Genomic DNA, 12,221 nt, shown 5'->3' with positions numbered 1-12,221 from the left:
GGTTGGCCCAGCCTCACGTTCTGCGATGGGGAAGCCCTAGTTCAAGGGCCGTCAGGGGATGACGGCCGAGCCGATGGTCGGCATGAACTGGCACTGCTTCTCGGTGGTGGTGACCTGCCCGAAGATCGTCGACATGATCGAACCCGAGCCGGTGTCGACGATCGCGGTCAGCGTGGTCGGGCCCTGCGGGTTGATGTCGGCCTGCGGCTTGAGTGTCGCGGTGCCGGACTTGCCGGTGGTCAGGTTCACCCAGGTCACGTTCAGCGGCAGCTTCTGCACCTCCGCGGGGGCGGAGGTGCCCACCGCGGTGAACACGTAGGCGGCCTGGCCGGGGCCGGGGCCCGGGGTCGGGATCTTCGCCGGGCCGGCCACGGTCAGTGCGGTGGCCAGCGAGTTGCCGCCGTCGGCCAGGCAGCCGTTGCCGATCGAGGGGTACATGAAGTCCTGGGTCACCGGCGCGTCGTCGGCGGCCGCCGGGGCGGCGGGAGCCGCGGCCGGGGCGGGGGCGCCGTCGGGGGCCGGGGTGGTCGCGGCGACCGGCTGCACGGCATTGGGTGCCGGAGCAGGTGCCGGAGCGGGTGTGGGGGACGGCGTCTCGGCGGCGGCCTGCGGGGCCGGGTCCGTCGGGCCGGCGGCGTTGGCCGGGTTGATGCCCGGCGGCAGGTGGCTCTCGGCGCCCGCGACGACGCCGGCGGGAATCTCGTGCGGTTGCGAGGCGGGCACGCCCGGGGGCATGACGTCCGGGCCGCTCAGGTGCGCCTGCGGCTCGACGAACGTGTTGACGGCGTTGGCGACGTTCTTGGTGTCGTCGCTGGCGCCGTTCTTGGAGGTGAAGGCGCGGGCGGCGGCCATCAGCAGGGACGCGGCCCCGCTGGGATCGGCCGCGGCCTGCTGGATGATCGGGCTCAGCCCCTCGATGGCCGGCAGCCCAGGAGCCTGCTCGCTGCCGATCGGCGCCGCCGGGGCGGGGTCGGCCGACGCGACGCCGGTGTTGGCGAGCGTGGACGCCGCGCCGAGGACGACGGCGGCCGTCGTTGCGAGCAGGTTCCTGGTCCGGGACATCGGGGTATCCAATCCGGTTGTAGGGGTTGCTATTCCGAGGTGACTGATCAGGGCAGGCCGGAGATCAGGTTGAGCGCGCCGGCGGCCGGCAGGCTCGGAACGGCCGCAGCCGCAGCGGGCGCGACGGCGGCGGGAGCGGCGACGGCCGGAGCCGCAACGGTCGCGGCGGTGGTCGCCGGGGCGGTCACCTGGTTGACGACGGGGGACAGCCCACCCAGGGTGCCCGGGACGCTGACGGTCTGCGGCAGCGGAACGGGCAGGCCCGGCACCTGAGGCAGGTTCACCTCAGCCGACGGCAACAGCGCGGCGGCGCCGGTGGTCGCCGGGGTGGTGGCAGCCGGAGTCGTGGCGGCCGGGGTGGTCGCCACCGGGGTGGTGAGGCCGGGGATGCCGAGAGTGGCCGGGGTCGTGGCGGCCGGAGTGGTCGCCGCCGGGGTGGTGGCGGCCGGGGTCAACCCGGTGGTCGCCGGGGTGGTGGCCTTCGGCGCGCCACCGGCCAGCGTCGAGCTGACGGCCTGCAGCAGGGCCGGAGCCTTGCTCGGATCCAGGAACTGCTGGATCACACTCAGGTCGGGCACGGCCGGGGCCGGTGCGGGCTCCGGGTCGGCCTTGGCGATACCGCCGGCGAGCAGGGCTAACGACGCACCCGCCAGGACGGCGGACCCGGCGAACAGCGATTTGATACGTGACATTGACTCTCCCAGTTCGTGGTTTTTGGCGGTCTGCAGCCGAAGCTACGGCGTTACTGGTGGGACTCAAGTGACACGTGTGGCATTTATGGGACCGTTACTGAAGCGAGAGACGACCGACACAGCGCGCCCCGCTTACACTGCACCGGCTTTCGCGTCCATCGAGACCGGCACACCGACCCGATAGGGTTTGACGTATCGACACGCAAACCGCCCCGGCACCGGGCCGCGCCTCGCTGCTGGTCCGGCTCGGCCCGGCGCTGCTGGTGCTCAGCGTGGCCGCGCGGCTGGCCTGGACCTACCTGCTGCCCAACGGCGCGAACTTCGTCGACCTGCACGTCTACCTCGGCGGCGCCGAGGCGCTGAACCACCCCGGCACCCTCTACGACTACGTCTACGGAGACCAGACCCCGGACTTCCCGCTGCCCTTCACCTATCCGCCGTTCGCGGCGTTGGTCTTCTACCCGCTGACCCTGCTGCCGTTCGGCGTGGTGGCGCTGGGCTGGACCCTGGGCACCATGGCCGCGCTCTACGGCGTGGTGCGGCTGAGTCAACGACTGCTCGGCATCGGCGGCGGACAACGCACCGCCATGGCCTGGACCGCGCTGGGCATCTGGTCCGAACCGCTGCGCAGCAACTTCGACTACGGCCAGATCAATGTGCTGATCACCCTCATGGTCTTGGCCGCGGTCTACACCGACGGGTTCGGCGAGCAGTGCAGTTCTGCGAGCACGAGGCCCGGCGGCATCTGGTCAAGCCGCAACTGGCTCACCGGGCTGCTGATCGGTGTGGCGGCCGGAATCAAGCTCACCCCGCTGGTTGCGATCCTCTACCTGCTGGGCCGACGACGCTGGGCGGCAGCGGCTTTCACCGTCGTCACGTTCGCCGCAACGATCGGCGTGTCGATCCTGGTGATCGGGGAGCAGGCGCGCTTCTACTTCACCCACCTGCTCGGTGACGCCAAACGCATCGGCCCGGTCGGCACCTCGTTCAACCAATCCTGGCGCGGCGGACTGTCGAGGATCCTCGGTCACGACGTCGGAAACACGCCGCTGCTGCTCATCGCGATCGCACTCACCGCCCTGCTGGCCTGGCGGGCCTGGCGCTCGGTGGCCGAAATCCCCGGCGAACCGGACCGGCTCGGCCTGATCCTGGTGGTCACTCTGTTCGGGCTGCTGCTGTCGCCGATCTCCTGGACCCATCACTGGGTGTGGCTACTGCCGCTGCTGATCTGGCTGTTCAACGGCCCCTACCGCTACCTCACCGAGGCGCGGGTGCTCGGCTGGATCTGGGTGGTGCTGATCGTCGTCGGCATCCCGTGGCTGCTCAGCTTCGCCCAGCCGACCATCTGGGAGGTCCACCGGCCGTGGTACCTGGCCTGGGCGGGTTTGGTGTACATCGTCGCGACGCTGGTGACCCTGGCGTGGATGGCCGCGGCGCCGTTCAGGTTCCCGGGCGGTTCACGCTCGCCGAGATGTCACGCGCCATAGCGACGTCCTTATCGGTGATCCCGCCGGCCGAATGCGTCACCAGAGTGAAAGTGACGGTGCGCCCACGGATATCGATATCCGGATGGTGATCGGCGGCCTCGGCCAGTACGGCCACCCGGTCCACCGCGGCGATGCCGTCGAGAAACGAGTCGAAGGTGATCGAGCGACGCAACATGCCGTCGTCGTGCACCCAACCGGGCAGCGACGCCAGTGCCGCATCGATCTGCGCGTCGGTCAACACAGTCATGTGCAAACCCTACGCCCGGTAGCGTGCCCCGGGTGATCGTCGTGGCCGGGGCACTCATCGCCGACGGCGCCCTGCTGGTCGCCCAGCGCGCCCGGCCCCCGGAGCTGGCCGGGTGCTGGGAGCTGCCCGGCGGCAAGGTCGCCGACGGGGAGACCGACCAGCTGGCGCTGGCACGGGAACTGCACGAGGAACTGGGCATCACGGTCACCGTCGGGGAGCGCCTGGGCGCCGATGTGCCGCTGAATGCGACGACGGTGCTACGCGCCTACCGCGTCACCTGGACCGCCGGCGCCATGTACCCGCATGACCACCGATCGTTGCGCTGGGTCAGCGCAACCGAACTCGACGGGCTGGACTGGGTGCCCGCCGACACGGCCTGGTTACCGGAACTGCGCCGGGCGTTGTCCACCCAAAAGGCTGCCGATCGTCAGTAGTGCAGCGGATCCGGGCGGACCTGGATCGGCGCCGTCCGGTGTGCCAGCGCATACAGCGGGTGGGTGAGTACCGGGTGGCGGCAGTGCACGCAGGTGTCCACCGGCTGGTCGCGGTTCGATCCGGTCAGGTGGTGACATCGCCGGCAGTGCACCATATAGAACGCGCCGACCCAGTTGGCCAGCCCGAGGAACAGGGCGCCGACCGCCAAGGCGCCCACCACGGTGATTGTGAAGAGTCCAACGACTTCCAAACCGGTCATGACCTGCACCTCCAATGGACACTTCAACGCTACGCCTGCCCTCCGATCGTTGTGGGCGGCTTCAACGCCGGATTTCCGGGAACCCCAGCGAAAACGCCGCTACGTCCCGCGGGAATCGCCGAGCGGGTCGGTGCGCTCGATGATGACGAGTTCCCCGGTGTCCGGGGACACCGAACAGTCACCGGGGGCGACCCGTCGCACCTCCACCAGGCCGGCCAGCGTTGCGGACGCATCGCGTAACGAATGTGCCTTGGGCACAAGGCCATCCGGGGCCGAGATGCGCAGCAGCCGCGGAGTGGTCGCCAGGTCGTAGTGGAACGCGCGCAGCATCGACACGCAGGCGATCACCATGATCACCGAGAACGGCACGGCGGTAGCGATCGCCGCGGTCTGCAACGCGGCCAGCGACCCGGCGCCGCCGACGATCAGCAGAATCGCCGCCGCGATGCCCTCCAGGAACGACCAGTAGACCCGGGTGGCCACCGGCGGTTCCAGCTCACCGCCCGAGGACAGGATGTCGATCACCAGCGACCCGGAATCCGAGGAGGTGACGAAGAAGAAGACGATCACGAAGATCGCCAGCACGCTGGACACCGTCGCCAGCGGCAGACCGCCCAGCAGTTGGAACAGCGACGTGTTGGTGTCGACGGCGCCGTCGACGAGCATGTCGCCGTGGTTGCGCTGGCGCAGGATCGCCGAATCGCCGAACACGGTGAACCACAGCGAGCCGATCACCGTCGGCACCAGCAGCACACCGGCGACGAACTCGCGGATGGTTCGGCCCCGGGAGATCCGGGCGATGAACATGCCGACGAACGGCGCCCAGCTGATCCACCAGCCCCAGTAGAAGATGGTCCAGCTGCCCAGCCACTGGCCGTCGGTGAACGGTCCGGTGCGCAGCATCAATTCGGGCAGCGAGGTGAGGTAGTTGCCCAGGTTCTGCACCCAGGCCTGCATCAGGAACAGGGTCGGCCCGGCCAGCATGACGAATCCGGCCAGCAGCCCGGCCAGCATCATGTTGATGTTGGACAGCCACTTCAGGCCGCGGCTGACGCCGCTGACCACCGAGAACGTCGCCAACGCGGTGATCGCGGCGATCAGGATCACCGTCCACCAGTTGGTGACGGTGATCCAGCCGAGGTACTCCAGCCCCGCGGCGATCTGGGTGATGCCGAAGCCCAGCGAGGTGGCGACGCCGAACAGGGTGCCGACGATGGCGATGACGTCGACGGCGTGCCCGATCCAGCCCTCGACACGTTCCTTGCCCAGCAGCGGCTCCAGCAGCCAGCGGATCGACAGCGGCCGTCCGCGCCGGTAGGTCATGTAGGCCATGCCGAGGCCGACGACGATGTAGATGGCCCAGGCGTGCAGGCCCCAGTGGAACAGGGTCAGCGCCATCGCCTGGTTGGCCGCGGCATCCGTGGCGCCCTCCACGCCCAACGATCGCGGCGGCCTGATGTAGTGCGAAAGTGGTTCGGCGACACCGTAAAACACCAGTCCGATGCCCATCCCGGCGCTGAACAGCATGGCCAGCCACGCCAGGAAACTGAAATCCGGTGTCTCGTCGTCACGGCCTAAACGGATGGTGCCGACGCGCGACACCCCGCAGTACACGGCGAACACCACGAACCCCGTCGCCACCAGGACGTACCACCAGCCGACCCCGCCGGTGATGACACGGTTGAGCTTGCCGAACGCGTCGGCGGCCGAGGCCGAGTAGACGACCGCGAACGCGATGAGCCCCACGATGATGACCGAGGCGGGGACGAAGACGGCCGGTTCGATGCTGCGCCAAGGCCGCAGCACCCGTTCGCGCAGGGAGGGTGCCGGGTCGCGGTGCGTGCGCGGGCTCACGAGTCCTCCTCGTGTTCGTCATCGTTTCGTGTGCCAGGTCAGTCCTGGTAAAACCGTCGGTGTGCGACGACGTCGACCCTAACGCGAGCGGGCTCAGCGTTTGCGGGACTGCTTGAAAACCCGCTCCAATTCCTTGCCCGTGATACCGGCCTCCGACGCCCGCCTAACTTTGCTGACCACCACCGGGCAGCGGCCGCAACGGGTGCTGGAACGGCAGCATTTCTTCTTCGGCTTGAGCTTGGCGAGCTTGCTGGGTTTCACGGGCCGGGGGTCTCGTTTTCGTGATCGGGGGCCCGCGCTGCGACAATTGGGCCGTGACTGCTGCCCCCAACTTTAGAAACGTCGCGATCGTCGCTCACGTCGACCACGGCAAAACCACTCTCGTCGACGCGATGCTGCGGCAGTCCGGCGCTCTGCACCACCGGGGGGACGACGCCACCGAGCGCATCATGGACTCCGGTGACCTGGAGCGGGAAAAGGGCATCACCATCCTGGCCAAGAACACCGCGGTACACCGGCACAACCCCGACGGCACGGTCACCGTCATCAACGTGATCGACACCCCCGGCCACGCCGACTTCGGCGGCGAGGTGGAGCGCGGCCTGTCGATGGTTGACGGCGTGGTGCTGCTGGTCGACGCCTCCGAGGGCCCACTGCCGCAGACCCGGTTCGTGCTGCGCAAGGCCCTGACCGCGCACCTTCCGGTGATCCTCGTCGTCAACAAGACCGACCGGCCCGACGCCCGCATCGCCGAGGTCGTCGAGGAATCCCACGACCTGCTGCTCGACGTGGCCTCCGACCTCGACGAGGAAGCCCAGGCCGCCGCCGAGAAGGCCCTGGACCTGCCGACCCTGTACGCCTCGGGCCGCGCCGGCATCGCCAGCACCAGCCAACCCCAGAACGGCGAGAACCCCGACGGGGAGAACCTGGACCCCCTCTTCGACGTGCTGATGGAGCACATCCCCGCACCGTTGGGCGACGCGGAGGCCCCGCTGCAGGCACTGGTCACCAACCTGGACGCCTCGGCGTTCCTGGGCCGCCTCGCACTGATCCGCATCTACAACGGCCGGCTCAAGAAGGGCCAGCAGGTCGCCTGGATGCGCGAGGTCGACGGCGCCCCGGTGATCACCAGCGCCAAGATCACCGAGCTGCTGGCCACCGAGGGCGTCGAGCGCACCCCGACCAGCGAGGCCGTCGCGGGCGACATCGTCGCAGTCGCCGGGCTGCCGGAGATCATGATCGGCGACACCCTCGCCGACCCCGAGCATGCGCACGCGCTGCCCCGGATCACCGTCGACGAGCCGGCGATCTCGGTGACCATCGGCACCAACACCTCGCCGCTGGCCGGCAAGGTGTCCGGGCACAAGCTGACCGCCCGGATGGTGCGCAGCCGCCTGGACGCCGAGCTGGTGGGCAACGTGTCGATCCGGGTCGTCGACATCGGCCGCCCGGACGCCTGGGAGGTGCAGGGCCGCGGTGAGCTGGCGCTGGCCATCCTGGTCGAGCAGATGCGCCGCGAGGGCTTCGAGCTGACCGTCGGCAAGCCGCAGGTGGTCACCCGCACCATCGACGGCAAGGTGCACGAGCCCTTCGAGGCGATGACCATCGACTGCCCCGAGGAGTTTGTCGGCGCCATCACCCAGCTGATGGCCGCGCGCAAGGGCCGGATGGAGGAGATGACCAACCACGCCGCCGGATGGGTCCGGATGGACTTCATCGTGCCCAGCCGCGGCCTGATCGGCTTCCGCACCGACTTCCTCACCCTGACCCGCGGCACCGGCATCGCCAACGCCGTGTTCGACGGCTACCGGCCCTGGGCCGGGGAGATCCGGGCCCGGCACACCGGCTCGCTGGTGTCTGACCGCTCGGGCTCGATCACCCCGTTCGCCATGATCCAGCTGGCCGACCGCGGGCAGTTCTTCGTCGAGCCCGGCGAGGACACCTACGAGGGCCAGGTGGTGGGCATCAACCCGCGCGCCGAGGACCTCGACGTCAACGTCACCCGGGAGAAGAAGCTCACCAACATGCGGTCCTCGACGGCCGACGTGATGGAGACCCTGGCGAGGCCGCTCACGCTGGATCTGGAGCAGGCGATGGAGTTCTGCGCCTCCGACGAGTGTGTCGAGGTGACCCCGGAGATCGTGCGGGTGCGCAAGGTCGACCTGGACGCCAACACCCGGGCCCGCAACCGCAACCGGGCCAAGCAGGCCGCCAAGGCGTAGCGGACCCGTCGGTGTCCCGCTGCGAGCCGCCGCGACGGCCGGTACCTCCAGGTCGGGGGGCCCGCCGCGGTGCCGATACCCTGATAGCCGTGCCAAACGTCGCCCGCCGCGCTCGTGGAGCCGCGGCGATGGTGTCGGTGGCGCTGCTGGTCGGGTGCACCGTCAACCCGCCGCCGGCCCCGCAGAGCACCGATACGCCGGTGAGCACGGCCACCCCGAAGCCCAAGGCTACGCAGATCATCGTCGGTATCGACAACATCGGGCCGGGGTTCAATCCGCATCTGCTGTCCGACCAGTCACCGGTCAGCGCCGCGATCAGCGCCCTGGTGCTGCCCAGTGCGTTCCGGCCGATCCCGGACCCCAAGACGTCGACCGGGTCGCGCTGGGAGATGGACCCGACGTTGCTGGTGTCGGCGGAGGTGACCTCGCAGGAACCTTTCACGGTGACCTACAAGATCCGCCCCGAGGCGTCCTGGACCGACAACGCCCCGATTGTGGCCGACGACTTCTGGTACCTGTGGCGCCAGATGGTCAGCCAGCCCGGGGTGGTCGACCCGTCGGGCTATGACCTGATCACCGGGGTGCAGTCCATCGAGGGCGGAAAGACCGCGGTGGTGACGTTCTCCCAGCCCTATCCGGCGTGGCGCGAGCTGTTCGCCGACCTGCTGCCGGCCCACATCGTCAAGGACATTCCGGGCGGCTTCGGCGCGGGGCTGGCCCGGGTGATGCCGGTGACCGGCGGCCAGTTCCGGGTGGAGACCATCGACCCGCAGCGTGACGAGATCCTGCTGGCCCGCAACGACCGGTACTGGGGGCCGCCCGCGGTGCCGGACCTGATCCTGTTCCGCCGCGCCGGTGCGACGGCGGCGCTGGCCGATTCGATCCGCATCGGGGACACCCAGGTCGCCCAGGTGCACGGCGGGGCGGCGGCGTTCGCGCAGCTCTCGGCCATCCCGGATGTGCGGACCAACCGCATCGTGACACCGCGGGTCATGCAGCTGACCCTGCGCGGCGGTCAGCCGCATCTCGACGACCTGTTGGTGCGCAAGGCGATCATGGGGCTGCTGGACACCGACCTGCTGGCCGCCGTCGGCGCCGGCAGCGACAACACGGTGACACTGGCGCAGGCACAGGTGCGCTCGCCCTCGGATCCGGGTTACGTGCCGACCGCGCCGCCCAAGATCGGCAAGCCGGCGGCACTCGAGCTGCTGGCCAAGGCCGGCTACACGGTGACCAACGAGTCCAAGCCGGCCGAGCCGGGGGCGACGCCGACGCGCGGCACCATCAGTAAGGACGGCAAGCAGCTGACGCTGGTGATCGGGGCGGCGGCCAACGACCCGACGGCGGTGGCGGTGGCCAACACCGCGGCCGACCAGCTGCGCAACGTCGGGATCGACGCCTCGGTGTCGGCGCTGGACCCAGTGGCGCTCTACGGGGACGCACTGGTGAACAACCGGGTCGACGCGATCATGGGCTGGCATGCCGCCGGCGGGGACCTGGCGACGTCACTGGCGTCGCGGTACGGCTGCCGGTCACTGGAGACAACGACCGTGGTCACCTCCGGGGCACCGCAGATGACGACCAGCCCGGTCTCGACGACGACGGCAACCTCGGCGCCGAAGACCACGCCAACACCGAAAACCACTGTCTCCCAGCACACTCCCAGTACAACGACAGCGACCGCGCAGACCAGTGCCTCGGTGCCCGCGCCGTCACCGGGGGAGCTGGTGCAGGCGCCGTCGAACCTGACCCAGATCTGCGATCACGACATTCAGCCCAGCATCGAGGCTGCGCTGCGCGGTTCGGGCAGCTTGGACGAGGTGCTGGCGGCCGTGGAGCCGAAGCTGTGGGACCTGTCGGTGGTGCTGCCGATCATCCAGGACACCACCATCGTCGCGGCCGGCCCGTCGGTACAGGGCGTGAGCCTGACGGGTGCGGTTCCGGTCGGCATCGTCGGCGACGCGGGCACCTGGACCAAAGTTCCCCAGTAGCACACGGTAATTCGAGTTACGGGGACTGGGATGCCGCTGACCAGCGGTTCACCCGCCATTTCGCCGCCGTACCCCCTTGCGAATGCAAACAATACTCGGCGGTAACGGTTGCATATGCAATCAAATCAATAACGAGAACATGTTGCAATTGCAAACATTTTTCGTACGAACGATGGGTTCCGTCTGCGGGCTCCGGAGGAATTGTCAATACCTGTGGATCGGGGTGTTTCAGGCGACCTCCGTCCCGGCGTGCTGATCGTCGTCTGAGGGCGGTGTCTGCGGCGTGATGTCGGCGGGACGCTCAAGCAGCTTGCCTTTGTGGAAGGCCGCGCCAGCGCGCACCAGGGCAACCAGGTGCGGGGCGTTGACAGCCCGCCAACGGGCCGCGGCGGCATCGATCAGCTTGTAGGCCATGGCCAGACCGGCCACCCGCGATCCCGGCCCCTTGGTCACCTTGGTCCTCAAACGCACTGTGGCGAAGGTGCTTTCGATCGGATTGGTCGTACGCAGGTGGATCCAATGTTCGGCCGGGTACTTGAAGAACTCCAGCAGCACATCGAGGTCGTCGGTGATCTTGGCGACCGCCTTGGGGTACTTGGCGCCGAAATCGACCTCGAACGCTTTCACCGCGAGCTGGGCCTTGTCGATATCCTCGGCGTTGTAGATCTCCTTGAGTGCCGCCAGGGCCGACGGGTGTGCTGATTTCGGCAGTGCGGCAAGAACATTAGCCTGCTTGTGGAACCAGCACCGCTGCTCTTTGGTGGCCGGGAACACCTCACGCACCGCTTTCCAGAACCCGAGCGCACCGTCACCGACGGCGAGCACGGGGGCGGTCATGCCGCGCCGTTTGCAGTCGCGCAGCAGATCGGCCCACGACTCGGCCGATTCACGGTAGCCGTCGCTGATCGCCACCAGTTCCTTGCGCCCGTCGGCGCGCACACCGAGCATCACCAGCAGGCACAGCTTCTCCTGGTCCAGACGGACCTTGAGATGGATGCCGTCAACCCACAGGTAGACGTAGTCGGTGCCCGACAGATCGCGGCGACCGAACGCGGCGGCCTCGTCTTGCCACTGCGACGTCAGCCGGGTGATCGTGGATGCCGACAGCCCGGCACCGGAGCCGAGGAACTGCTCCAGGGCCGGGGTGAAATCGCTGGTCGACAAGCCATGCAGGTACAGCAGCGGCAGGACCTCACTCATCTGCGGAGACTTGCGCGCCCAGGCCGGCAGGATCGCGGAGGAGAACCGCTTGCGTTCGCCCGTGTCCAGGTCGAGGCGGCGGTCGTTGACCCGCGGAGCTTTCACCTCGACTGCGCCGGCCGCGGTCAGCACCTCACGGGCTTGGTGGTAGCCGTTGCGCACCACCAGTCGGTGACCGTTGTCATCAAGCTGGTCGGCGTACTGAGCCACGTAGGCAGCGACCTCAGCCTGCAACGCCGTGGCCAGCATCTGCCGAGCGCCGTCGCGAACGATCTCATCGAGCAATGAGCGTCCGCCGGTTTCGTCGTTGGTCTCCTGGCCATCGTGAACTACGGTGAGCATGGGCGTACCTTCCCAACCAGCGCGCCAACGCCGGTCTTGATCGAATACCTGATTCCGTAATGATCATCCTCGGGAAGGTGCGCCCATTTTCACGCCCCCACACCGAGGCTCATCCACAGGTATTGATCATTGCTCCGGGCTCCGCTAGGCTTCGATAGAGTGACGGTCCCATCGCTTAGGGAGGGATATGGGATATGGCGGTTAATCCATTTGATGATGACAATGGCAGGTTCATTGTCCTGATGAATGACGAAGAGCAGCACAGCCTGTGGCCGAGCTTCGCGGATGTTCCGGCGGGCTGGCGTTCGGTATTCGGGGAAGCCGATCGTGCCGCCTGCTTGGAATTCATCGAACAGAACTGGCCGGATATTCGACCAAAGTCCTTGCGCGACAGACTAGAGCGTGCCGGAGCCACTGGGGCCTAACAAAA

The 12,221-nt window shown here is 68.4% G+C and carries 12 protein-coding genes; 5 read left to right on the top strand and 7 right to left on the bottom strand.

The genetic code is table 11. The features are described 5' to 3' along the window. Nucleotides 1-51 precede the first annotated feature (51 nt). Entirely contained in the window at nucleotides 52-1,062 is a 1,011-nt protein-coding gene (locus G6N16_RS18870; protein ID WP_163787925.1) for an Rv1157c family protein, read from the bottom strand. A 47-nt stretch (nucleotides 1,063-1,109) separates the two neighbouring features. Continuing rightward, entirely contained in the window at nucleotides 1,110-1,754 is a 645-nt protein-coding gene (locus G6N16_RS18865) for a hypothetical protein (RefSeq protein ID WP_083033555.1), read from the bottom strand. 194 nt (nucleotides 1,755-1,948) lie between these two features. Between G6N16_RS18865 and G6N16_RS18860 the strand changes: the two genes are divergently transcribed. Continuing rightward, nucleotides 1,949-3,241 carry a mannosyltransferase gene (locus G6N16_RS18860; RefSeq protein ID WP_179961275.1) on the top strand — a complete coding sequence of 431 codons (1,293 nt, stop codon included), beginning with the start codon at nucleotides 1,949-1,951 and terminating at the stop codon, nucleotides 3,239-3,241. Here the strand turns inward: G6N16_RS18860 and G6N16_RS18855 are convergent. Beyond that, on the bottom strand, nucleotides 3,195-3,488 hold the full coding sequence (locus G6N16_RS18855; RefSeq protein WP_083033559.1) for a 4a-hydroxytetrahydrobiopterin dehydratase: 294 nt from the start codon (nucleotides 3,486-3,488) through the stop codon (nucleotides 3,195-3,197). The two genes, G6N16_RS18860 and G6N16_RS18855, sit on opposite strands and share 47 nt — an antisense overlap. A gap of 23 nt (nucleotides 3,489-3,511) precedes the next feature. Between G6N16_RS18855 and G6N16_RS18850 the strand changes: the two genes are divergently transcribed. After that, nucleotides 3,512-3,922 carry a (deoxy)nucleoside triphosphate pyrophosphohydrolase gene (locus G6N16_RS18850; protein ID WP_083033561.1) on the top strand — a complete coding sequence of 137 codons (411 nt, stop codon included), beginning with the start codon at nucleotides 3,512-3,514 and terminating at the stop codon, nucleotides 3,920-3,922. Here G6N16_RS18850 and G6N16_RS18845 read toward each other — a convergent pair. The 3 genes from G6N16_RS18845 to G6N16_RS21565 form a co-directional block, all read right to left on the bottom strand. After that, complete coding sequence (locus G6N16_RS18845) at nucleotides 3,916-4,182, bottom strand: hypothetical protein (RefSeq protein WP_083033570.1); 267 nt, start codon at nucleotides 4,180-4,182, stop codon at nucleotides 3,916-3,918. The genes G6N16_RS18850 and G6N16_RS18845 overlap by 7 nt on opposite strands. A 99-nt stretch (nucleotides 4,183-4,281) precedes the next feature. Then, nucleotides 4,282-6,000 carry a BCCT family transporter gene (locus tag G6N16_RS18840; RefSeq protein WP_083033572.1) on the bottom strand — a complete coding sequence of 573 codons (1,719 nt, stop codon included), beginning with the start codon at nucleotides 5,998-6,000 and terminating at the stop codon, nucleotides 4,282-4,284. A gap of 129 nt (nucleotides 6,001-6,129) precedes the next feature. Then, nucleotides 6,130-6,297, bottom strand: coding sequence for a hypothetical protein (locus G6N16_RS21565; RefSeq protein ID WP_165756845.1), 168 nt, complete (start codon nucleotides 6,295-6,297; stop codon nucleotides 6,130-6,132). Between the two features lie 53 nt (nucleotides 6,298-6,350). Between G6N16_RS21565 and typA the strand changes: the two genes are divergently transcribed. Further along, nucleotides 6,351-8,258 (top strand): translational GTPase TypA, encoded by a 1,908-nt coding sequence (gene typA, locus G6N16_RS18835; protein WP_083033574.1) that lies wholly within the window; start codon nucleotides 6,351-6,353, stop codon nucleotides 8,256-8,258. A gap of 83 nt (nucleotides 8,259-8,341) precedes the next feature. Next, nucleotides 8,342-10,249, top strand: coding sequence for an ABC transporter family substrate-binding protein (locus tag G6N16_RS18830; RefSeq protein WP_407663701.1), 1,908 nt, complete (start codon nucleotides 8,342-8,344; stop codon nucleotides 10,247-10,249). A 228-nt stretch (nucleotides 10,250-10,477) separates the two neighbouring features. Here the strand turns inward: G6N16_RS18830 and G6N16_RS18825 are convergent, their stop codons facing one another. Continuing rightward, nucleotides 10,478-11,791: an IS256 family transposase gene (locus G6N16_RS18825; protein WP_083033565.1), complete on the bottom strand. Its 1,314-nt coding sequence runs from the start codon at nucleotides 11,789-11,791 to the stop codon at nucleotides 10,478-10,480. A gap of 194 nt (nucleotides 11,792-11,985) precedes the next feature. On the opposite strand from G6N16_RS18825, the gene G6N16_RS18820 reads away from it, so the two are divergent. After that, nucleotides 11,986-12,216, top strand: coding sequence for an MbtH family protein (locus G6N16_RS18820; protein WP_083033568.1), 231 nt, complete (start codon nucleotides 11,986-11,988; stop codon nucleotides 12,214-12,216). Nucleotides 12,217-12,221 lie beyond the last annotated feature (5 nt).

Source organism: Mycolicibacterium insubricum (assembly GCF_010731615.1).
Lineage (GTDB): Bacteria > Actinomycetota > Actinomycetes > Mycobacteriales > Mycobacteriaceae > Mycobacterium > Mycobacterium insubricum.
The sequence above is the reverse complement of the archived record's forward strand: the minus strand, read 5'-3'. Positions and strand labels throughout refer to the sequence as shown.